The organism is Paenibacillus sp. YYML68, from assembly GCF_027923405.1.
In the GTDB taxonomy this organism is placed as follows: Bacteria; Bacillota; Bacilli; order Paenibacillales; family NBRC-103111; genus Paenibacillus_G.
Genome location: NZ_BQYI01000001.1, coordinates 1,431,713 through 1,453,861 on the forward strand (window position 1 = coordinate 1,431,713; position 22,149 = coordinate 1,453,861).

Genomic DNA, 22,149 nt, shown 5'->3' on the forward strand with positions numbered 1-22,149 from the left:
TGTCGAGGTTAAGCTCGGCCCATATGCCCCTTGGACCACTCAAGCATCTGCTATGCTTCCTTATCTATTCAGGAGGAAATCAACTTGAACTATACATCTCATAACGAGTTACATGCTGCACCGTGCCGCTCGCTCGTCATTGCGGGCACGGGCAGCGGTGCAGGCAAGACGACGGTCACGATCGGACTCATGGCCGCACTGCGACGTAGAGGCTTGACCGTTCAAGGGTTCAAATGCGGTCCCGATTACATCGATCCGACGTACCATAAGGCGGTGACCGGACGGCCCTCGCGCAATCTCGACAGCTGGATGCTCGGCGAAGAGGCGGTGCGCGAACTATACAGTCGGGCGACGCAGGACGCCGATATAGCGGTCATTGAAGGTGTAATGGGCTTCTACGATGGCAAGGACCCGAAGTCCAACATAGGCAGTACGGCGGAGATCAGTCAGCTGCTCGGAGCGCCTGTGCTACTCGTCGTCAATTGCCAAAGTATGGCGCGCAGTGCGGCTGCAATTGTGAAGGGCTTCCAGCTGCTCGACCCGAGCGTGCGCATCGCCGCTGTCTTCGCTAATAAGGTGGGCAGCGTCAACCATTACCGCATTGTGAAGGAAGCGATCGAGCAGGAGTGCGGCATTCCGGTCATCGGCTACATGGTGCGCGACGAAGCGTTAGCGATGCCGGAGCGGCAGCTCGGGCTTGTCCCTTCGATTGAGCGAGGTGATCTCGGTACATTCTTCGAGGAGCTTGCGAGTCGTCTGGAGCAGACGACGCATATCGAGGCGCTGCTTGAGCTATCCGCAGCCTGTGACGCGGTTGTGCCTAGCGGTGGTGGACTGTTCCGCGAGCCGGAGCGTCGTTATCCGGTTACGATTGCGGTGGCGCGTGATGCTTCTTTTTCCTTCTATTATGAGGAAAATCTAGAGCTGCTCCAGCTGCACGGCGCGAACCTCGTCTCCTTCTCGCCGCTTGCCGGGGAGTCAGTGCCGTCTGAAGCTGATGGCATATACATCGGCGGCGGCTTCCCCGAGGAGTTCGCCGAGCGGCTTAGTGAACAGCTCCAGACGGCGGAGTCGATCCGTATCGCTGTGCGAAGCGGTATGCCGACCCTTGCCGAGTGCGGGGGTTTCATGTACTTGACCGAGTCGATCCGCGACACGGCAGGACGCAGCTACCCGATGGTCGGGCTGATCGCCGGACACGTGACGATGCAACGCAAGCTGGCCGCACTTGGGCTGCGCGAGGTGAGCGGCCTGCCGGGCAACTATTTGCTGCCGGAGGGGGAACAGCTACGCGGACACGAGTTCCACTACTCGACGTATGAGCTGGGAGAGGGTGTTGAGCCGCTGCCACACGCCTATGAAACGAAGGGGATGCGAGGAGTGAAGCAGGAGGGTGTGCTGCTTGGCAAGCTGATCGCAGGCTACACGCATCTGCATTTTGCCTCGAATAGGAGAGCGGTTGTCCGCTGGCTGGAGCAGTGTGAGGCGTATCGAAGTGCACGCCGAGCTGACGCTTGAGCTTGAAATGGAGTTGGAGCGGTGTGATGCGTTGACCGCCATAGACGAATGCCCGATTACAGGCGGAGTAGACGACGGCCCACTCCGTCATACGCCGCTGGGCATAGGATATAGCGTAAGACGATAACACACAACACCGAAGGAGGACGTCAACATGACATACGCAGGCGGTGCTTTTACAACTACAGGTGCAATTTTGGTGCTCTTCATCTTGCTCGTGATCATCAGCCGGACGATGCTGGTTTAATTATAGCGTAGTGTAAAAAGGCAGCCTAGCGGCTGCCTTTTTACATTGCTGGCCGGAGTGATCGGCCCGCCGTAACGCAGAATAAGGTACGTTTCGTACCTTATTGGCTTGCGTGTCGGATCGCCCGGCCTGCGGCGACGCAGAATAAGGCATGTTTCGTGCCTTATAGGCGCCCGCGCCTGAGCGCACGGCCTGCGGCGACGCAGCATAAGGCACGTTTCGTGCCTTATTGGCGCCCGCGCCTGAGCGCTCGGCCTGCGGCGACGCAGAATAAGGTACGTTTCGTGCCTTATAGGCGCCCGCGCCTGAGTGCCCGGCCTGCGGCGACGCAGAATAAGGCACGCTTCGTGCCTTATAGGCGCCCGCGCCTGAGCGCACGGCCTGCGGCGACGCAGAATAAGGTACGTTTCGTGCCTTATAGGCGCCCGCGCCTGAGTGCCCGGCCTGCGTCGACGCAGAATAAGGCACGTTTCGTGCCTTATTGGCGCCCGCGCCTGAGAGCACGGCCTGCGGCGACGCAGAATAAGGCATGTTTCGTGCCTTATAGGCGCCCGCGTCGGATCGCCCGGCCCGCCGTAACGCAGCATAAGGCACGTTTCGTGCCTTATAGGCGCCCGCGCCTGAGCGCACGGCCTGCGTCGACGCAGCATAAGGCACGTTTCGTGCCTTATTGGCGCCCGCGCCTGAGTGCCCGGCCTGCGTCGACGCAGCATAAGGCACGTTTCGTGCCTTATTGGCGCCCGCGCCTGAGCGCACGGCCTGCGTCGACGCAGAATAAGGCACGTTTCGTGCCTTATAGGCGCCCGCGCCTGAGCGCTCGGCCTGCGTCAACGCAGAATAAGGCACGTTTCGTGCCTTATAGGCGCCCGCGCCTGAGTGCCCGGCCCACAGTGCCTGCCCTCGAAACAAGAAATTTGCCCCAATAGGCAAATGCACTTACACATTTATCCTACGGACATATAATGCTAAGGAAAAGGAAAGGAGGGAGAGCAATGGGTGCTTGCGCAGGTCTGTATACTTCCACAACGGTTATTTTGGTGCTCTACATCTTGCTTGTAATCGTTTTGAGAACATTCTAATTAACCCCCGACCATGTATGTAGAGCAAGCCGCTATGACAGATGCCGTAAGGCAAGTCGTAGCGGCTTCTTTGCGCCTGTGCGATCATCCTCCTGAGCGCCGAAGCTCCTCTTGAATGTCCACGCGAAAAGGATATCGCAAGCTCAGCTCTCTGAGCCGCTCAAGCGCTGCTGCTCGATTGCCGCTGGCATATTCAATCTGGCATGCGAGGAGCAGTAGGCGAGGATGGTGCGGCCTCCAGATGAGAGCGGTGGACGCTTCCTCAGCGGCCCGCTTCAGCTGCGTGCGGTCTGAAGCCGGACCGCTGCTCACTGCTTGCTGCAGCAGCAACCCAGCGATCCGCTCATGCTGCATGGCTGGAGCGGGTGAGAGCGCAGCGCTACGTTCCAGCAGCTGAATCGCCTCGGTGCGTCCTGCAGCCGAATCAGGCATCTGTTCAGCTTGCATGTAGAATGCTTCGGACAGACCTATGCGAATCGACATGACGCCAATGACGATCAAGAGTAGCATTCCGCTAATCCGAAGCGATTTTGCCCATGACGGTATTGTAGCGAATGCACGGACGTTCGACTCGGTCTGAGGCTCTGTCCTGCACATGGACACGCCCAGCAAGCCCCACAGGCCGAGCAGTAACGGGTAGCTGAACGTAATGTCGACCAGACTGTGCAGCAGCAAGCTGACGAAGGCGGTCAAGCAGCCAACGCGCCAAGCCCGATTCGCCCGAGCCCCATCAGCACGGAGGCAAGCCTTCAGTCCATTGCGCAGCATCAGCACGACAGCGGCCATGTACAAGGCAACACCGAGCACGCCGACCTCCATCCATACCTCTAGCACATGGTTATGTACATATCGTACCGTATAGGCAGCCGTTGATGCCTTCGGGAATGAATCAGAGCGAAGTGATGAATTAGTGCTGAGTCCAATAGGTCAAGCCGATGGATTTCAATACCAAGGGATAATCTATCTAAACGGTCTTCCTGCCGAAGGAACGAAGATTGAAGTGAAGGATCTTTCAGGTCAGGTCATTCACAGCTTTACATATCATGGACCGATGTTATCGGGGCAAACCACAGTTGGACGCTACTCGTTGAAAGAGTGGAATTCTGGCTATGAACGCGGTTACATTGAATACTTCATCGATTTACCTTCCGCAGACTATACCATTTCGGTGACGAATACTGCTGGTGAAACGTTTGTGCCAGAGAAGTTTGTCTCTGATTTTGCAGCTCGTGTGGATTATGGAAAATATAGGAGCGTATACGTATCTGTGCTTCTAATGCTAGGTGATTTCAAGGAGCCTCCGACGTTCCTGATGCATAATAAGGAGCCCGGACGATGGCTCGAGCCAAACGAAGGAATCGTACGCTTTACACCGTCTCGCGGTAATTCGAAGTACCTGAATGTAACATTGCCCTATGATCCTTGGGGCGAATACAAGGGGCCGCATAACACGACTTCGATACATAGAGATAAGCTGAGCGCATCGGACTTCCAGCTCGTCCGAACTTCTGATCAAGCGATCATTGGGGTTGAGTCGATCAAGGAGAATAATATTTTATATTATTCCGATGTCATAACCCTACAAATCTCTGAGTCGCTAGAAGCAAACAAGCAGTACGAGTTACGCATGTCTCCGACTAGTAGTAAGAATGAGCTTCGACTGCCAGAATGGGCAGGAGACTATTATTCCGTTGAGATCTCTACGTTATCGTTGCATAACAATTGGTATATGTCTATGGAAGACATGGCAGATCGATACCATGCCCATCGTTCCATCGCATTGAAAAATCCGACCCCACCCCCTCCGGCTCCAGACGTGCCTAGAATTGGAGGTGGAGGCGGAGGCTTCCTATCTAATCCGGTATCCGATACGGCAGATGGTGTCAAGCTCGACAAGTCAACCTTGTCCAGCAAGCTTGAGAATGGTGCTGACGGCAAGAGCTATTCCCGCGTGAGCATCACTGCCGATCAGATGAGCAAGGCGGTTGAAGCGCTGCAGAAGAAGGATGCGAAGGGCCGTACGCTCACCTTGGAAGCAGCAGGCGCAGAGGCGGGAGCGAAGATCGATATTCCAGCCTCGGCGATCAAGGATGCAATAGCTACAAGCGCAGAGACTGTACTTGCCATTCAATCGGATGCGGGTACATATCGCTTACCGGTTCGAGTGCTGAAGAATGTGACGGAGAAGCTAGGTACGGAGCTGAAGGATGCGAAGGTGACGATCTCGGTGACGAAGGCTGCCGAGAGCACGAACGATGCACTCAAGAGCGCGAACCCTGGCGTGAAGCCGCTACTGGCGAATCCGATCGAATTCAGCATTGTTGCGGAGACTTCATCGGGTAAGAAGACCGAGATTCACGATTTCGATGGCACCTACGTGGAGCGAACGATTACTGTACCGTCCAGCTTGGATGCCGCTGCCGTCTCCGTTGTTACATTCGATCCGGCAACAGGTCAGATGAGCTTCATCCCTGCTATCATCCGCAATGCTGAAGGTATGGCAGAGGTGACGATCAAGTCAGCTCGCAACAGTCTGTATACCGTAGTCGAAGCGGCGAAGGCGTTCGACGATCTGAAGACACATTGGGCGAAGTCTGATGTGGAGCAGCTTGCCTCGAAGCATATCGTCAACGGAATGAGCGAGTCGACGTTCGCACCGGACCAACAGGTGACCCGGGCGCAGTTCGCTGCGATGCTCGTGACCGCGCTTGGCTTGAAGGCTGATGCGGCCGCCGCGTCGTTCGCCGATGTGCAAGCGACGGATTGGTATGCTGGGTCAGTCGGAACGGCTGCCAAGCTTGGCTTGGTGCAAGGCTTGAGCGCGGAGCAATTTGCCCCGAACGCATCGATTACAAGAGAACAGATGGCTGTCATGATCGCACGCGCGATGAAGCTGGCCGGCAAGCAGCCGCAGCTGACCGCAGCGGCAGAGGTGCAGCAGCTATCGAGCTTTGCAGATCAAGAAACTATCAATAGCTGGGCGAAGACGGCGGTAGCTCAGGCGGTTGAAGCTAAGATCGTGAACGGTCTATCGGAGCAAGGCTTCGCACCGAATGAGTCCGCGACCAGAGCTCAAGCCGTTGTGATGCTGAAGCGTTTCCTGCAATATGTGCAGTTTATGAACTAGTTTGATCATACAGTATCAGTCACATAACCAAGCCGCGGCGGAGTTGAATCCGTTCGCGGCTTTCTTCGCGTCGTGTGGAACTATATCTTCGTATCGGGCGTCTAAGGTAAAAGATGGATATGGTTGAATATAAAAGGAGGACCCCGTTATGACAGGTTGGCTTAATCTAATGAGTCTCATATTCGGCCTTATAGCATGGCTCGTTCCGATAGTGTATCTCTTACGCACAGAAAAACAAGCTGATCGGAACAGGATGACCTCTTGGGCGATCAGCATGAGCTCATGCGCGATTTCGCTTCTTCTGCAACTTTTTCATTTTTATTTTATGGTGAAAAATGAAGATTTTGGTGCTATGATCGATACGAACGGTGTTGTACAGTTCGCTGCAACGGTGCTAGTAGTTGGCACCATCCTGCTCAATGCTGTGAACAGAACTCAGCATAGATCGGAGAGCTAGTTGTAAGGTGAGATGCGCTCAGAAATACGTATCAAGTGGAGGTATAAGTGAAAAGGATATTACTGGGGCTACTGGTGTCAGTCGTACTATATCTCTCGATAACCTACTATGTCTCCATCCGAGATTCGAAGGCTAGTATAGTTGAGGCTGTTGAGAGTATACGTTCGAATCATTCGGTACAGGTTGTCGTGCATGAGCAATACTTTAATAATGGAGCATTCATCTATTACTTGAAGAATATGAATGAAGGCTCTCCTGTGATCTCTGTCGAATACGTCAAAAGTACATTAAATGGAAAGTGGAAGTGGGTCTATGGGGGATCACATTCGAGTTCAAAATTGTCTCTGATGCCTGATCCCAACGACCATAATAGGTTCATCTCGGCTCAATATTTGCCAGTTGTAGAACAAAAGGAGCACAGAATACCTCATCCTGTTCTATATGGCGGAATATCAGATCCCAGGGTGACTCGATTAGTCGTCAGAGACTACATAACCGAGCTGGAAAGACAAGTGAGTATCATTACGGTTACTGAGTGATTTAGAGTTTATTATGTAAACCTATCAGCGTCACAAGGAACGAAATTCGAACTCATAGGCTACAATGATCGGAATGAAAAAATATACGGCGAAACCATAGATGGGTCTACAGAGTGGCCTGGCCATTCAAGTGATTCGATGACCGAGACGCACGGGAGGTGACATCACATCGTATGCCCTACGAGCTCATTTTGTTGGATGTAGACGATACGTTGTTAGATTTTCAGCTGGCTGAGGAGCAAGCCCTAGTGCGTGTATTTCTAGAGCAGAATATCCACATTGATCAGCTCATGATGGATAGATTTAGGGCGATCAATCAACGGCTGTGGACACAATTTGAGCTTGGTTATATTGAGCTGAATACGTTAAGAACTGAAAGATTTATGCGATTGTTAACAGAGTTTCATATCGATGGTGATGCTAACAGATGTAGTGAGGCGTTTTTGCAACACTTGAGTGAAGAGGCATTCATGATGGAGGGGGCCCTGGAACTCTGTAATTATCTCTCCGATCAGAAGTACAGGCTGGGTATCATCACGAACGGAATTAGGGAAGTGCAGATTCGGAGATTACAGAAGGCTGGAATATTCGACAGGTTTGAAGAGGTTATCGTTTCAGAGGACGCGGGCTTCCAGAAGCCGCATCAAGGGATTTTTGACTACACGTTAAATAAACTGAAAGTCTCGAGTAAAGAGCATGTGTTGATCATAGGGGATTCCATCACTTCAGACATTCAAGGCGGAATTCAATATGGGATTCATACGTGCTGGTTCAATCCGCTAGGGAAGAAGAATGCAAGCTCCTTCAGCCCGAATTATGAGATCAGAAGGTTAATGGATGTCGTACGAATACTTGAAGAATATAGAATATCGTAGAGGAGTGGAGATCTAATGTCAACATTAAGCCAGATACCACAGGTTCGAACTGAAATGCTCATTAGAAAGCCAGTTCATGAAGTTTTTCAAGCGTTTGTCGATCCGGAAATCACTACTAAGTTCTGGTTCACCAAAAGCAGCGGTCATCTGGAAATCGGAACACGTATTCGTTGGGATTGGGAAATGTATGGGGTGTGGGATGAGATATTCGTTAAAGAATTGGAGGAGAATCAACGGATTGTCATTGAATCCTCAGACGGCACTGAGATTGAGTGGTGCTTTACCGTTCGAGCAGATCATGAAACGCTTGTTGCCATCACGAATTCTGGTTTCTCGGGAGAACCCGATGAGATCGTGAACCAATGCTTGGACGCTATGGGTGGATATACGATGGTTCTGTGCGGCTTAAAGGCTCTCTTAGAGCATAACATCAGATTAAATCTAGTATCAGATCGGGCACCTGATGCGCATGTGATCTAAGTAAGCGTTGAGAAGGAATGTGCAGAGCCACAAAATCCAATCAAACAAGCCGCGCCGGAGCTCACTCCGTACGCGGCTTGTTTCCTTACCTGTGACCTCGACCTGCCAGCCGCATCATCACCCAAGAGAGCGAGTAGCACGGCAAGGATAGGCCGATCCATGTGAACATGCTGGGCGACACTGCGAGTAGGAAGCATAGCGGGGCGGCCGATAGTGCTGCGACCAGCAGCAGCCAGGACGATTGGCGCCATGCGGCTACGAGCGCAAGCAACGCGGGCAGTACGCCGAGGCCAAGGACGACCAGCCATTCGCCTCCTTCAGGCGGGCCGTAACGATCGAGGCTGAGAGCAATCGCCCACATGACGAGCGCGTACGAAGCGCCGAGCACGCCGATGCGGACGCTCAGCTTGCGCAGCGGCAGACGATGACGCAGCAGCCAGATGACAGCAATCGCGGCTAGTAGCCCAGTGGTCAGCAGACCGAGCATTGCGAGTGGCAACGCCTTGGACACTCTATGCCACACATACCCAGCATAGTATTGCACCGTATCCATCCAGGTCGTCTGCAGCTGATCCGCTAGCTCGATCTGACGGGTCGGCGTTCGTCCCTCGCCGAGCTCTTGAAGGTCTTCCTCAGCCCCGGCTAGCTCCTTCGTCCGTGAACACAGGTGAGTCGTCCATTCTCCGGGCTGCCGCTCGTATGCGTATACTAGATACGACGAACCTTCCGTAAAGCCGATGCCACAGCTCGTGAAGCTGTCATACACGATCGCCTGTGACGGTACATCGCCCTTCCAGTAGGCTTGCACCTCGAAGCGAACAGCGTAACGCCGGCCGATCACTCCGCTGTCCTCATGCGGGTCGAATACCTCGGCCTGATCGAGCACCTTGCCGACGAATACGGCACTGGACTGCTCGAACGCCTGCTGTACCGTCACATTGGCACAGGAGCAAGCGTGACACACCTCGGGCCGCCCCAGCAAGGAGGCACAAGCGGTGAGCAGCACAAGCGCGAGCGCAACGAGGCGGAGGCAAGAGCGCTGCAATGACGGCAATGACACTCTGATTCGTTGCAGAGCATCGCGTCTCCATTGCAGCCGCGTACCACGCATCACTCTGCAGCTCCCTTCCGGGATTCCGCGCCTTGTCCCGCGCCCCCTTGCTCGGTAGCCGCCGCCGCTCGTACAGATGTAGCTGCAGCTCCACTCGCCGTATCATGAATAATAGTCTTGACTCGTCCGACCTGACCGCTCTGTAATCGAACCTTGATGCCGTGCGGATGCGTCGGCGAGTTCGTCAGCAGCTCCTTCACGACGCCGCGCGTCGTCTTGCCTGTGCGCTGATCCTGCTTCAGCACGATGTCGACGGTTAGACCCGGCTTGATGCTGCTGCGTTGCTGTCCGGATAAGCTCATCGATATGCCTCCTTTCCATTCCTCACACTCTAGCAGCTCGTGTAACCTATCCGCAGCGCGTAACTACGGCAGGCGGAAGCCTTCTTCCTTCAAGTATTCCTCTGCTTCTTCATACGTCTCGAACGCCGATTCGAGGTTCAGCCCGGCATAGACGTACCACAGCTCATCCTCATGCACGAGCAGCAGCGTCTGGTTATCAGGCCCGTACCAGCGCTGTTCCTCGCTCGCTGTATCGCTCGTTACGACCTGCTCAGCTGTCGTCTTCGGCGCTAGGGATAGAATCGACGCCTGGATGATCGCCCGCAGCTCCGCTTCACCGTACTCCCGGATGTTGACAAGTCCGCGATCGTCCGTCTCGTATTCCTTCGAATGCCCCGCATAGACGAACCCGTTGCCGTTCGGATGCAGATGGTAGACGACGATTTTTTTATCATAGCCGCTAGCTTCGTAATGGTAGTTCACTCGTCCCATCGACACGTCCTTGCGTGTCAGCTCCGGGAACGATTCGATAATCGCTTTCTTCTCGTCGAACGTTAGCATACTAATTCCCACACTTCTTCCTATGTAAAATCGCGTAAGCGAACGCCTGCGCCAGTTCATTCGAGTATACCACAGCACAGGTTTATCTCAAAAGGGAGCGTACCGCATCGCGCACCCTTCACCTTGCATCCCTTCGGCCGATTGCATATAATACTTGGTAAATGCATACTGTCGAAATGCGACGACGGAGGCAAGTACACAGCGCTTCCTCATTCATCCCAGGGAGGGTCCGCCGAAGACTGAGAGCGGAGCCGGTGAGTTTTAGGCTGTGGAACATTCGCTCCCGAGCAGTCCTTTGAACCCTCAAGCCGCTGTTAGACAGACGGCCGCTAGAGGCAGTAGAGGGGAGCCGGTTCGTCAGAACCGTTATCTCTTAATGAAGTGAGACGATGCGCTCGCTAGGTGCGTAGCTGGAATCGAATTCCATCCTACGCAGCAGCAGGCAAGCACCGTCTAACAAGGGTGGTACCGCGGCTTTTTCGTCCCTTATTTGGGATGGAGAAGTCTTTTTTTGCGTGCAGCTGGATATGAAAAAAAACAATCTACTATGCAGGAGGGTAACCGTAACGATGAAGGAACGATTGTTGCAACTGAAGGACGAGGCGCTCGCCGAGCTCGCTGGCGTAGAGAGCCAGCAGCAGCTCAATGATCTGCGCGTGAAGTACATGGGCAAGAAGGGCCCGCTGACCGAGGTATTGCGGGGGATGGGTGCGCTGAGCGCCGAGGAGCGTCCGGTCATCGGTCAAGTGGCTAATGAAGTGCGTGCGGCGATCGAGGAAGTAATCGAGGCGAAGCAGGCGGCGTACAACCGTGCGGAGACCGAGGCGAGACTTGCGGCAGAGACGATCGACATCTCGCTGCCAGGCCGTCCGGTGGCGCATGGCGCCGTGCATCCGATCAGCAAGGTGATTCAGGAGATCGAGGATATTTTTATCGGGATGGGCTATACGGTGGCGGAAGGTCCTGAGGTGGAGCAAGATTATTACAACTTCGAGGCGCTGAACTTGCCGAAGAACCACCCGGCCCGCGATATGCAGGATTCGTTCTACGTGACCGAGGACATTCTGATGCGTACGCATACGTCTCCGGTACAGGTGCGCACGCTCGAGAAGATGAAGGGGCAGGTGCCGATCAAAATCATATGCCCAGGCCGCGTCTACCGCCGCGACGATGACGATGCGACGCATTCGCACATGTTCACACAGATCGAGGGACTTGTGATCGACCGCAACATTCGGATGAGCGACCTGAAGGGCACGCTGCTCCAGTTCATGCAGGAGCTGTTCGGCAAGAACACGCAGATCCGCATGCGTCCGAGCTTCTTCCCGTTCACGGAGCCGAGTGCAGAGGTCGATGTAACGTGCGCGATGTGCGGCGGCAGCGGCTGCCGCGTGTGCAAGCATACCGGCTGGCTCGAGATCCTCGGCTCCGGTATGGTGCATCCGCGCGTGCTCGAGATGGCGGGCTACGATCCGGAGGAGTACAGCGGCTTCGCGTTCGGTCTTGGTGTGGAGCGGATCGCGATGCTGAAGCATGACATTGAAGACATTCGACATTTCTATACGAACGATCTGCGGTTCTTGAAGCAGTTCGTGCATGTGTAAGAGGGGGGCGTAACGAGCAATGAAGGTATCGTATCAGTGGCTGTCGCAATATGTGGATGTGAGCGGATATACGGCTGGGGAGCTGGCTGAGAAGCTGACGCGCAGCGGGGTAGAGGTCGATGTCGTCGAGAACCGGAACCAGGGCGTGTCCGGGGTCGTCGTGGGCTACGTGAAGTCGCGGGAGAAGCATCCCGATGCGGACAAGCTGAGCGTCTGTAAGGTCGATGTTGGGCAAGCGGAGGAGCTCCAGATTGTGTGCGGGGCCAAAAATGTAGACGCCGGTCAAAAGGTGCCCGTCGCCGTCATCGGCGCGAAGCTGCCGGGCGACTTCGCGATCAAGCGCGCGAAGCTGCGCGGCGTCGAGTCGCAAGGGATGATCTGCTCGGCGAAGGAGCTTGGCTTGAACGACAAGCTGCTGCCGAAGGAAATTCAGGAGGGCATTCTCGTGCTGCCTCCAGATACAGAGATCGGCGCTAGCATTCTTGACGTGCTCGGCATTAACGATGAGGTCATGGAGCTCGATCTGACGCCGAACCGCTCGGACTGCCTGAGCATGCTCGGCGCGGCTTACGAGATCGGCGCGATTCTAGGGCGCGAGGTGAAGCTGCCGGAGGAAGCGCAGCAGGTGCGCGATCAGGAGTCCGGCGTGACGGCTGCGGACCGCATCTCCGTCGACGTATCCGCGACTGAAGCGTGCTCGCACTATGCGGCCCGTCTCATCGAAGGCGTGAAGCTCGGACCGTCCCCGCTCTGGCTGCAAAATCGTCTGATGGCCGCAGGCATCCGCCCGATCAGCAATATCGTCGATATTACGAACTATGTGATGCTCGAGTTCGGTCAGCCGCTGCACGCGTTCGATGCCGATCAGCTGGCGAACGGGCATATTGATGTCCGCTTCGCGCAAGCTGGCGAGAAGCTGGAGACGCTGGACGGCGTCGAGCGTACGCTCGAGCCGCACATGCTGCTGATCACCGACGGCACGAAGCCGGTTGCGATCGCAGGTGTGATGGGCGGCGCGAACTCCGAGGTGACGGAGTCGACGACTCGCATTCTGCTGGAGTCGGCGCGCTTCGACGGCGGTACGGTACGCAAGACGTCGCGTCAGCTCGGTCTGCGCTCGGAGGCATCGCTGCGCTTCGAGAAGGAAGTGAACCCGGAGGCGGTCATTCCGGCGCTCAACCGCGCAGCTGCGCTCATCGCCGAGCTGGCAGGCGGTCAAGTCGTCTCTGGCATCGTCGAGAAGGTCGTGCAGGAGAAGCGTTCGGTGCAGCTGGAGCTGACGGTTGACCGCGTCAATGGGTACCTCGGCACGTCGCTGACGGTGGAGGAGGTCGCAGGCGTGCTGAAGCGTCTCAGCTTCACGGTCGAGCCGCTCGGGGAGAGAAGCGTGCTCGTGCACGTGCCGAGCCGCCGCGGTGACATTACGCGGGTCGTCGATCTGATCGAGGAGGTCGCCCGTCTGTACGGCTACGACAACATTCCGACGACGCTGATGCATACGGAGACGACGCCGGGCAAGCTGACGAAGGAGCAGCTCGTGCGCCGTACGGTGCGCAGTCTGATGACGGCTAGCGGTCTGCACGAGGCGATTACGTACTCGTTCACGCATCCGGACCATATGGCGGCCTATCCGGGCGCATACAGCGGCGCGAAGCCGGTAGCGCTGGCGATGCCGATGAGCGAGGAGCGCAGCGTGCTTCGCACGTCGCTCGTGCCGCATCTGCTCGATGTAGCGACGTACAACCGCAACCGCAATATGGACGACGTTGCTGTGTTCGAGATCGGTCGCGTGTTCGTGACGGACGAGGCGCCGATTACGAAGCTGCCGCAGGAGAAGCTGCTGCTGTCTGCATTGCTGACAGGCAAGCGGAGCGAGCTGCACTGGACGGGCAAGCCGGGTGCTGTTGATTTCTACGACTTGAAGGGTGTATTCGAGAATGTCGTTTCGTACCTCGGCATCGAGGGCGTCACATATACGGCTGCACAGCCGGAGGGCTACCATCCGGGACGTACGGCTCGTATTGAGGTAGAGGTCGGCGGTGAGCGCAAGGTGATCGGTACGATCGGTCAGCTGCATCCAGCGCTGCAGCAGGCGAAGGATCTCGCCGATACGTACGTGCTCGAGGTCGAGCTCGATCTGCTCGATGAGCTTACGGGCGAGCGGTTCGCTTACCGTCAGCTGCCTCGCTTCCCGGCGATGACGCGCGATATGGCGCTTGTTGTCGATCGTTCGGCTGCGGTAGGTGAGCTGCTGGAGAAGGCGCGTGAGACGGCTGGTGAGCTGCTGGAGTCGATTCAGGTGTTCGACATCTACACGGGTGATCGTGTAGGGGCCGACAAGAAGAGCGTGGCGATCTCGCTCGTCTATCGTACACTGGAGCGGACGCTTACGGATGAAGAGGTGAGCGAGCTTCACGGGCGTGTCGTGGCGGTGCTCGAGGAGACGTTCGGCGCAGAGCTGCGGAAGTAATTAATCGATGGTCGAATTCGACAAAACGTTCGTATATTAGCAGGAAAAGCGATTCTCCGTATCGAAGTAATTGAGATACGGAGAATTTTTTTATGTGGAAAGGGGACAACCCTCGTGAACGGTGAAGAGAAAGTTCGGATGACCGTCGACATCTATGGCACCCAATACAAGCTGGTATCCAGGTCGAGTCCTTCCTATATCAAGCGGGTTGTCGCCATCGTCAACGATCAGATGCATCGCATAGCCTCGACGAGTCCGCGTCTGGATCTGCCGAAGATTGCCGTGCTGGCTGCGGTGAATATGGCCGATGAATGGACGCGCATGCAGGAAGAGGTCGAGGCTTCACATAGACAGCAGCAACAGTTAGAACGGACGCGTCAGGAGCTGGAGGAAGTATCTGGTCGGCTGGAGGAGGCCGAGAAGGCGCTGAAGGAGGAGCGGGAGCAGCTGTTCTCCGTCGGCGCAGGTCATGAGCAGCTGCAGGAGGCGCTGCACCAGCTGAAGGTGCGCGAGGCGCAGCTGCAGCAGCAGCTGACCGATGTAATCGCACACAAGGAAGCGATTGAGGTTGAGTTCGCGGATACGTCGGAGCGTCTAGCGGAGAAGCTGGAGCAGCTCGCAGAGCTGGAGCGGCGTCTTGCTGAGGCGCTGGAGCGCGCGCGCGAGTTCGAGGGTCTGAGCGCGGTTCAGGCGCGTGAGCTGGAGCGTCTTGCGGCGGAGCTGAGAGCGGGCGACGAGGCGAGAGCGGAGCTTGCCGAGCGGCACGCGGCGGAGCAGGCCGAGCTCGCGGAGCGGCTGCGGAGCGAGCATGGGGAGCTTGCGGAGCTGCTGCGTGCGGAGCATGCGGAGCGTGAGCAGCAGCTGGCGAGCGAGCGTGCGGAGCTGGAGGAGCGGCTGCGGCGCGAGCATGGCGAGCTTGCTGAGCAGCTGCGTGCGGAGCACGCGGAGCGCGAGCGGCAGCTGGCGAGCGAGCGGGCGGGGCTGGAGGAGCGGCTGCGGCGCGAGCATGGCGAGCTTGCGGAGCAGCTGCGTGCGGAGCACGCGGAGCGCGAGCGGCAGCTGGCGAGCGAGCGAGCGGAGCTAGAGGAGCGGCTGCGGCGCGAGCAGGGCGAGCTAGCGGAGCAGCTGCGTGCGGAGCACGCGGAGCGTGAGCAACAGCTGGCGAGCGAGCGTGCGGAGCTGGAGGAGCGTCTGCGGCGCGAGCATGGCGAGCTGGCGGAGCTGCTGCGTGCGGAGCATGCGGAGCGTGAGCGGCAGCTGGTGAGCGAGCGTGCGGAGCTGGAGGAGCGTCTGCGGCGCGAGCATGGCGAGCTAGCGGAGCAGCTGCGTGCGGAGCATGCGGAGCGCGAGCAGCAGCTGGCGAGCGAGCGTGCGGAGCTGGAGGAGCGTCTGCGGCGCGAGCATGGCGAGCAAGAGGAGCTGCTGCGTGCGGAGCACGCGGAGCGCGAGAGTCAGCTGGTGAGCGAGCGGATGGAGCTCGCGGAGCAGCTTAGAGCTGTGCAGCAGGAGCGGACCAAGCTCGGCGAAGAGAAGGTCGAGTTGGAGAGCTTATATACGGCAAGCGAAGAAGCGTGCGTCGAGCAGGCGCGTGAGTTGGAACGGCTCACGGATAAGCTCAAGCAGCTGGAGCATCAGCTGGAGGAGCTGGAAGCGCTGCAGGAGCTGGAGCAGGAGGAGCAAGCACGCCTCGCCGTCCTTCTGGCCGAGCGTGAGAGCGCATGCACAGCAAGTGAAGCGACGCGCGAGCAGCAGCAAGGCGAGCTGGAGCGTCTCGCGAGCGAGCTTACTGCTCGCGAGGCGAAGCTGTCTGAGCTCGCCGCGTTGCAGGAGCAGGCTCGAGAGGAGCAGTCCCGTCTTGCTGCTCAGCTTGCTGAGCGAGAGCGTGCATTAGCAGCAAGTGAGGAGCTATGCGGAGAGCAGCAGCTAGAGCTCGAGCGCTTGGAAGGCGAGCTTCAACGAAGCGAAGCAGCAAGAGCCGAGCTCGCCGCACAGCTAGAGCTGCTGCAGGAGCAGCTCGGAAGTGTACAGCAAGAGGCGGCGTTCCAGGTCGAGCTGTATAACGAGCTGCAGCAAGCTAGCAGCGAGAAGGAAGCGGAGCTGGAGCAGCGGTACGAGCGAGCGCAAGTCCAGGCCAGCGAAGCGTTAGAAGCTGCGAACCGTCACAGCGCGGAGCTCGAGTCTGAATTGACTCGGCTTCGCGAAGAGGCCGCTGAAGCCTTGGAGGGCTGGCAGAAGCGGGAGGCTGTGCTGCTGCGCACTCTCGAGGAGTCGGAGGCACGCCGCGAGCGGGAGCATGCCGAACAGCTGGAGCAGCACCGCCGCCTGCAGATACAGCTAGGCGAGCAGTTGGAGATTAACCGCGAGCAGAAGCAGCTGGTCGATGCCCGTCAAGTCGAGCTGGAGCAGCTTCAGCGTCAGCTGTCTGACCAGAGCGAGGAATACGAGCTGCATCAGGAGCTGTACAGCGAGCTGGAGGCGGAGCTTGCCGCTCATCGCGAGCAGAGCGCCCGCACCGAGGCAGAGCTGAAACAAGAGCTGCAGCTTGAAGCAGATCGACTGCGGCAGCAGGCACAATCGGAGGCGCAGCTGAAGTCGGAGCTGGAGCGCGAGCTGGCCGAGCGCGAGGAGCGCTTGCAGCAGCTGGAGCGTCAGCTGGCGCAGCAGCAGGCGTATAACCTGCAGCTGCAGGAGAGCAGCAGTCAGTGGCAGCATCGCAGTGAAAGTCAGGCGCAGCAGGCAGATGAGCTGCGGCTGTCGCTTCAGACGAAGCAGGAGGAGCTTGCGAAGCAGCAGGAGCAGCTTGAGGAGCAGCAGAAGCACCTCACCCAGCTCACAAGCCGTCTCGAGGAGCTGGAGCTAAGCGCGCTTGTCGAGCAAGAGGAGCACAGTGCGAGATATGCCGAGCTAGAGCAGAAGCTGCTTGAGCGTGAGCAGACGATGAAGCAGCTTCAGCAAGACAATCAGGCGGCTCAAGAGTTCAGCCGTGCGCTGCAGGAGCAGTGCGCCACGTGGGAGGCGAAGCAGAAGCAATCGCTCTCCGAGCACAATGTGCTTACAACACGCTTGGCTGCGAATGCAGCGCGTCTAGCCGAGCTGGAGGCTGCGGCTGCCGAGGCAGGTCAGCTGCGGAAGACGCTCGATGCGAACAAGCAGGAAATTACGCAGCAGTTGAGCTTGTATCAAGAGCTGGAGCGGCAGCTGCATGAGCAGCTGGAACACAATCAACAGCTTCAGCAGCAGCTAGAGCTTCAGCAGGGAAAGGCAGAGGGTGTGAACCGGGAGCTGGAGCTGCTCAAGGTGGAGTACGAGAAGCTTCAAGTGGAATACAACGAGTGGATTGAGCTCGTTGAGAAGGATTAATGCAGATGAACGGCTTGGATTATGCTGCTCTTGCTATACTTGGAGCGGGGCTGGCGCTGGGCTACGCCAGAGGATTGGTCAACCAGCTTGTCTCGATTGTGGGGCTGATTGCTGCATATGCGGCCGCATTTTATTACTATGATGATGTCGCTCCGCTCCTGCGTCAGCTCGTTCAGACTGAGACGCCGGACAGCTACCGCAAGTATGCTTTTTTGGCCGAAGAGCTGCATGTTGATGTGTATATTTATAACGCGATGGCGTTTGCCCTTATTTTGTTCGGGCTGAAGCTCGTATTTGGCATCGTCGGTCGTATGTTCAACTGGTTGGCCGCCGTACCGGGTCTGAAGTCTGTCAACAAGTGGACCGGCGCCGCTCTCGGAGCATTGGAAGCAGCGGTGCTGGTGTGGATTGCGATTCATGTGATGACGGTCGTGCCGAGCGACACAGCACAGCGTTGGCTTAGCACCTCGACCGCGGCGCCTTATGTGCTTGAGCACACGCCAGTATGGACCGAGAAGCTGCAGCAGCTGTGGTTGAATCAGACAGAACGGACGAAGGCATGATCAGGTGTATGATAAAAAGGTATCCCGACTTCATCTTAGTCGAGATACCTTTTTTTTGCCGTAAGTATATCCTGTATCAGCATGGGCGTCGTCTCTAGGGTGAAAATCCCGAACGGGGGCTGGCGAACGCATGCCGTTAGCCAAGAGCAAGGGGATCCGCCGTGAGGCGGAATCTGAAGGAAGCACAGTTGCTGATCGGGGGCTACGCGGGATTGGAGCTGATCGTCGGCTTGACAAGTTCAGAAAATCGCTATGTCATGCAAGTGAGAATAATCGTAAGTACGATTACATATAGAGAAATTGATGTTAGTAAATAGTAAATCCAGTTGCCACTAGTAACTCCATTTATAATACGCTTCATAGTTGAGAAGAAAAAGAAAGTAAAGGTAACACAAGTAATTGGCAAACAAAAGAACAAAAATGCTGCCATTGTTCTATCTCCTTTATACTTAAGAATAAACCCCAGACTTGGATTATCTGGGGTTTATCTCATTTTATACTATTCGATTCTAAATTGACATCCTACATCAGTAGCATCGTCAAAAGCAAAACTCGGAGAAACTGACATCACATTTTTAGATATTTCGACACTAATGCTATATGTAACTATCTTATGTGCATAATGTCCGTATGCATTTGCGTACCCTACAAAGTTATCAGGGGTTCCCCTCCCCATCATAACTACATAACCCCCTGACGTTTCGTCCGTGTTTATTTTCGTCACTTAGGAAAGGTCCTGTGGGGCGATGGTGTTTATCTACATAATGATGCAGCACCGGCCAGAGCCGTGTATCGTGCTCAACGACAAATCGACTAACAGGGTCCATCGGTATATCCTTGGCAAGTGCGATGATGAGCGCATCAAAATGCTGAGTGAAGTAATGCTTCGGTTATCGAGCGCCCAGGGAACGTTCACTCGCATCATGCGGTTGTACGTTCCGCAATGGGTATGAGGCAACTCAGCGTGTACATAACAAGGATACACGATGAAATTCAGATGCCGCCAAGTACGATTTTTTGCGACTACATCCTTCACGGGCTAGTCAGGTGCTCCAAAATCCAAGCCAGAGAATAGCGCACGCTTACGAAACTTGACGTAGACATCAACTGCTTCGCTTCCACATTGAACTCAACCTGATAGATGTACCAGGGCTCAGGCATATGAAATAGTTCCTCGAATCTATCAATTTTTACTGCAAACATATGAAAGCATCGTCCCTAACTGGGTTCTGTTAATTCCTCGTTTTGACGGTCTGTCTGCTATTAAACATCAGTAAGAGCGAAGAAGCAAAAAAGGTATCCCGACTTCGTCGTAGTCGAGATACCTTTTTTTGCCGTAAGTATATCCAGTATCAGCATGGGCGTCATCTCTAGGGTGAAGGTCCCGAACGGGCGCTGGCGAACGACTAACGTTAGCTAAGAGCAATGGTTTTCGTAGTGAGACCTTTTAAATAACTTTCAACAAAAAAACCATTAACAATTAGTAAATGGTTATTTATTACTATATTGTTTTTTTTTAATTGTGTTACGGTAGAAGTGTAGAAATAATCTACTAATTTTATTTTCAAAAAAGGAGACATAATTCCGGATGATGAAGATCAAAAAAGTCGCAGCAAGCCTTGCAGTATCTGCTATTGTCGCCTCCGTTGCAGTATTTGGCGTAAGTGCCACCAACGCTCCTGCTAAGAACGACAGCCTTGGAGCCGAAGCTACCACTCCTATGGAGGTCGATAGTATAATTGTCAATGATTCGATTTCTGGAAGAAAGTACGAACATAGCTTTAGCATCCCAGAGCACTACGGATGGGTAAAGGTGTGGGTACATAATACATCATCTGAGGAGATAACGGTTAATGTTACTCAGGGGACATTAACTGGAAATTCTAAGCTGCTCTTCAAAGTGGCTGCAGGTCAAACAGGGACTGGGTATGCATCGTCCCCTTGGTCCACGGGGACTCACTGGGTAAGCATCACTGGGAAGAACAGTGGGGACCTCAGCGGATCCTTGTCTGTTAAGCTGGCAACAACTCAGGCTGAGCTCAACTAGTTAACTAACTAAGCGCTCTCCCGAGAAAGCTCGCCTTTGTATCGCTGCACATGATGAAATAAGCACTTGTCGAATGCTCGACAAGTGCTTATTTACGTGTAAGCCCACCAGTGTTGGAGCAATGATACCTTTTTGGAGGCGCTGTTTGCGGCTGCAAGAATGGTTAAGTGTGAGGACCACGGTTAGTCGCTCCCTCCTACTCGATTATGGTGAGGAATCGCCGAGTGTCCATCAGCAAAGGGCACCAGAGAAAGCCGCTCTACTCCAGCACCGTTCCCGCTTCGACGAGTCGTCCGGTGAAGCCGGGATTCGACAGTGCGGCGAGGGCCACGATGTCAGGCGCGACCAGCGCAGGGTCTTTGCCGGTGGCATGCATGTCGGACTTCACGGTGCCCGGATTGAACAGGTTCGCCATAATGTGGTAGCTGCTCTCATCATCCGCAGTCGTGCGCGTTAGCGATTCAAGCCCAGCCTTGCTGGCGCTGTATGCGGCGAAGCCGCCTGCGCCATTCGTCGCCATCGAGGACGTGATGTTGATGATGTGTCCCCGCTTTTGTGAACGCATGTGCGGAATGACTTCTCGCGTCATCAGGAAAGCACCGGTCAAGTTGACCGCGATTTGCTCATTCCATGCGCTCAGTGTCGTTTCCGCCACTTGACCAGCCTCGAAGACAGCCGCGTTGTTAATGAGAATATCGATCGTGCCGAATGCCTCGACGGCCTTTTTTACAATTGCCTCAGCATCGTTCTCAAGGCTTACATCTGCTGCTACAACGAGCGTGGAGCCGCCCGCTGTCTGGATCTCCGCAGCTGTCTCCTCAAGCTTATTAGCTCTTCTACCGACAAGCACCACATGAGCGCCAGCCGCCGCCAAGGCGATTGCTGCTGCGCGTCCGAGACCTGTTCCGCTTCCTGTGACGATCGCTGTTTTACCGGCTAAGCTGTTCGATTGTGTCATGTCCAATTCCCCTTTTACCGATTTTCACTCATTATATCAACCAATCTCCACCAGTGGAAATTACGATTGCTGATGAAAGCTATAAGGAAAGCTTTAACTTGATACGAAAATCAGCCGCCTCCGACAAGCGGATCAGCGGCTGATTCATGGCTCCGTGAGCCTGATTAATGGACGGGACGCTTTACCTAGCATCCTCGCGTCCGGTTAATCCATGCTCGAACGGAGTTTTGACCGGTATGAACAGGTCGATAATCCCGATGACAAGCGCGGCTAGAATGGCGCCGATGAAGCTCGTCGAGACACCGCCGACAATGAACTGGGAAGCCCATATGACGAGTGCGCTGACGATGAAGCCGACGATGCCGCGGCCGAACGGCGTAATACGTTTACCGAAGGCCCCTTCGATCACCCATGCGCCTATTGCAATGACCAGGGCTAAGAAGAACGCGCTCCAGAAGCCTCCAACCGAGAAGCCAGGAACAATCCAGCTTACGACGAGCAGCATAATAGCGGAAACGATAAATCGGACGAGATGACCTAACAGATGCATCAGTCGATTCCTCCCTTGTGCTAGCTAGTAGTGAAGCTTAGTTCATCCGGTGCATCACTTATCATGACCGAATCGAGCGCAGCTTATGATGGAAGGTTCAGGTACTCAGAGAGACTGTTATTTCAGAAGAAAAGGCCCTCAATTTGTCTTCGCCAAATTCGAGGCTTGCCATAACAGCTCTGACTATCGTAGAGAGACTGTTATTCTAGAAGAAAAGGCCCTCAATTTGGCTTCACCAAATTCGAGGCTTGCCATAACAGCTCTGACTATCGTAGAGAGACTGTTATTTCAGGAGGGGGTATTCGCTTATCCTTGTCAAGTT

The 22,149-nt window shown here is 55.5% G+C and carries 17 protein-coding genes and 1 pseudogene; 12 read left to right on the forward strand and 6 right to left on the reverse strand.

All coding sequences use genetic code 11. The features are described from left to right. Positions 1–84 precede the first annotated feature (84 nt). From PAE68_RS06340 to PAE68_RS06350, 3 genes are all read left to right on the forward strand, one after another. Positions 85–1,518, forward strand: coding sequence for a cobyrinic acid a,c-diamide synthase CobB (locus PAE68_RS06340; RefSeq protein WP_281885189.1), 1,434 nt, complete (start codon positions 85–87; stop codon positions 1,516–1,518). A 154-nt stretch (positions 1,519–1,672) separates the two neighbouring features. After that, on the forward strand, positions 1,673–1,765 hold the full coding sequence (locus tag PAE68_RS06345) for a YjcZ family sporulation protein (RefSeq protein WP_281885191.1): 93 nt from the start codon (positions 1,673–1,675) through the stop codon (positions 1,763–1,765). A gap of 992 nt (positions 1,766–2,757) precedes the next feature. Continuing rightward, the gene (locus PAE68_RS06350; protein WP_281890929.1) at positions 2,758–2,844 is read left to right on the forward strand and encodes a YjcZ family sporulation protein; all 87 of its coding nucleotides are present in this window, start codon (positions 2,758–2,760) and stop codon (positions 2,842–2,844) included. Positions 2,845–2,928: 84 nt separating this feature from the next. Here the strand turns inward: PAE68_RS06350 and PAE68_RS06355 are convergent, their stop codons facing one another. Continuing rightward, positions 2,929–3,663, reverse strand: a complete 735-nt coding sequence (locus PAE68_RS06355) for a tetratricopeptide repeat protein (protein ID WP_281885193.1) — start codon at positions 3,661–3,663, stop codon at positions 2,929–2,931. A 457-nt stretch (positions 3,664–4,120) separates the two neighbouring features. Here PAE68_RS06355 and PAE68_RS06360 point away from each other — a divergent pair, with 457 nt between their 5' ends. From PAE68_RS06360 to PAE68_RS06375, 4 genes are all read left to right on the forward strand, one after another. After that, positions 4,121–5,971, forward strand: coding sequence for an S-layer homology domain-containing protein (locus tag PAE68_RS06360; protein WP_281890931.1), 1,851 nt, complete (start codon positions 4,121–4,123; stop codon positions 5,969–5,971). Positions 5,972–6,119: 148 nt separating this feature from the next. Further along, positions 6,120–6,428, forward strand: a complete 309-nt coding sequence (locus PAE68_RS06365) for a hypothetical protein (protein WP_281885195.1) — start codon at positions 6,120–6,122, stop codon at positions 6,426–6,428. Between the two features lie 712 nt (positions 6,429–7,140). Next, entirely contained in the window at positions 7,141–7,842 is a 702-nt protein-coding gene (locus PAE68_RS06370) for a YjjG family noncanonical pyrimidine nucleotidase (protein WP_281885197.1), read from the forward strand. 15 nt (positions 7,843–7,857) lie between these two features. Continuing rightward, the gene (locus tag PAE68_RS06375) at positions 7,858–8,322 is read left to right on the forward strand and encodes an SRPBCC family protein (protein WP_281885199.1); all 465 of its coding nucleotides are present in this window, start codon (positions 7,858–7,860) and stop codon (positions 8,320–8,322) included. 85 nt (positions 8,323–8,407) lie between these two features. Here the strand turns inward: PAE68_RS06375 and PAE68_RS06380 are convergent, their stop codons facing one another. From PAE68_RS06380 to PAE68_RS06390, 3 genes and pseudogenes are all read right to left on the reverse strand, one after another. Next, a complete protein-coding gene (locus PAE68_RS06380; RefSeq protein WP_281885201.1) occupies positions 8,408–9,436 on the reverse strand; it encodes a hypothetical protein in 1,029 nt (342 codons plus the stop codon). A gap of 104 nt (positions 9,437–9,540) precedes the next feature. Then, positions 9,541–9,735: pseudogene (locus PAE68_RS06385) on the reverse strand (YwbE family protein); the annotation flags it as partial. A 63-nt stretch (positions 9,736–9,798) separates the two neighbouring features. Further along, positions 9,799–10,275 (reverse strand): hypothetical protein, encoded by a 477-nt coding sequence (locus PAE68_RS06390; RefSeq protein ID WP_281885204.1) that lies wholly within the window; start codon positions 10,273–10,275, stop codon positions 9,799–9,801. A gap of 569 nt (positions 10,276–10,844) precedes the next feature. On the opposite strand from PAE68_RS06390, the gene pheS reads away from it, so the two are divergent. The 5 genes from pheS (at position 10,845) to PAE68_RS06415 (ending at position 20,319) form a co-directional block, all read left to right on the forward strand. Next, complete coding sequence (gene pheS / locus PAE68_RS06395; RefSeq protein WP_281885206.1) at positions 10,845–11,879, forward strand: phenylalanine--tRNA ligase subunit alpha; 1,035 nt, start codon at positions 10,845–10,847, stop codon at positions 11,877–11,879. A 19-nt stretch (positions 11,880–11,898) separates the two neighbouring features. Further along, positions 11,899–14,349 (forward strand): phenylalanine--tRNA ligase subunit beta, encoded by a 2,451-nt coding sequence (gene pheT, locus PAE68_RS06400; RefSeq protein WP_281885208.1) that lies wholly within the window; start codon positions 11,899–11,901, stop codon positions 14,347–14,349. Positions 14,350–14,463: 114 nt separating this feature from the next. After that, positions 14,464–17,709: a cell division protein ZapA gene (gene zapA, locus PAE68_RS06405; RefSeq protein WP_281885210.1), complete on the forward strand. Its 3,246-nt coding sequence runs from the start codon at positions 14,464–14,466 to the stop codon at positions 17,707–17,709. 5 nt (positions 17,710–17,714) lie between these two features. Next, complete coding sequence (locus PAE68_RS06410; RefSeq protein WP_281885212.1) at positions 17,715–18,272, forward strand: CvpA family protein; 558 nt, start codon at positions 17,715–17,717, stop codon at positions 18,270–18,272. Positions 18,273–19,860: 1,588 nt separating this feature from the next. Continuing rightward, complete coding sequence (locus PAE68_RS06415; RefSeq protein ID WP_281885215.1) at positions 19,861–20,319, forward strand: hypothetical protein; 459 nt, start codon at positions 19,861–19,863, stop codon at positions 20,317–20,319. Between the two features lie 259 nt (positions 20,320–20,578). Here PAE68_RS06415 and PAE68_RS06420 read toward each other — a convergent pair whose 3' ends face one another. Then, positions 20,579–21,277: an SDR family NAD(P)-dependent oxidoreductase gene (locus PAE68_RS06420; RefSeq protein ID WP_281885216.1), complete on the reverse strand. Its 699-nt coding sequence runs from the start codon at positions 21,275–21,277 to the stop codon at positions 20,579–20,581. Between the two features lie 181 nt (positions 21,278–21,458). Further along, positions 21,459–21,827, reverse strand: a complete 369-nt coding sequence (locus PAE68_RS06425) for a phage holin family protein (RefSeq protein WP_281885217.1) — start codon at positions 21,825–21,827, stop codon at positions 21,459–21,461. Positions 21,828–22,149: the final 322 nt, after the last annotated feature.

Excerpts from the sequence above, each read along its gene's own strand:
- PAE68_RS06415 (WP_281885215.1), top strand. The coding sequence starts at position 19,861 with ATGATGAAGATCAAAAAAGTCGCAGCAAGCCTTGCAGTATCTGCTATT.
- PAE68_RS06370 (WP_281885197.1), top strand. The coding sequence starts at position 7,141 with ATGCCCTACGAGCTCATTTTGTTGGATGTAGACGATACGTTGTTAGAT.
- pheT (WP_281885208.1), top strand. The coding sequence starts at position 11,899 with ATGAAGGTATCGTATCAGTGGCTGTCGCAATATGTGGATGTGAGCGGA.
- PAE68_RS06410 (WP_281885212.1), top strand. The coding sequence starts at position 17,715 with ATGAACGGCTTGGATTATGCTGCTCTTGCTATACTTGGAGCGGGGCTG.
- PAE68_RS06350 (WP_281890929.1), top strand. The coding sequence starts at position 2,758 with ATGGGTGCTTGCGCAGGTCTGTATACTTCCACAACGGTTATTTTGGTG.
- PAE68_RS06355 (WP_281885193.1), bottom strand. The coding sequence starts at position 3,663 with ATGGAGGTCGGCGTGCTCGGTGTTGCCTTGTACATGGCCGCTGTCGTG.
- PAE68_RS06360 (WP_281890931.1), top strand. The coding sequence starts at position 4,121 with ATGCTAGGTGATTTCAAGGAGCCTCCGACGTTCCTGATGCATAATAAG.
- PAE68_RS06420 (WP_281885216.1), bottom strand. The coding sequence starts at position 21,277 with ATGACACAATCGAACAGCTTAGCCGGTAAAACAGCGATCGTCACAGGA.
- PAE68_RS06365 (WP_281885195.1), top strand. The coding sequence starts at position 6,120 with ATGACAGGTTGGCTTAATCTAATGAGTCTCATATTCGGCCTTATAGCA.
- PAE68_RS06390 (WP_281885204.1), bottom strand. The coding sequence starts at position 10,275 with ATGCTAACGTTCGACGAGAAGAAAGCGATTATCGAATCGTTCCCGGAG.
- pheS (WP_281885206.1), top strand. The coding sequence starts at position 10,845 with ATGAAGGAACGATTGTTGCAACTGAAGGACGAGGCGCTCGCCGAGCTC.
- PAE68_RS06345 (WP_281885191.1), top strand. The coding sequence starts at position 1,673 with ATGACATACGCAGGCGGTGCTTTTACAACTACAGGTGCAATTTTGGTG.
- PAE68_RS06375 (WP_281885199.1), top strand. The coding sequence starts at position 7,858 with ATGTCAACATTAAGCCAGATACCACAGGTTCGAACTGAAATGCTCATT.
- PAE68_RS06425 (WP_281885217.1), bottom strand. The coding sequence starts at position 21,827 with ATGCATCTGTTAGGTCATCTCGTCCGATTTATCGTTTCCGCTATTATG.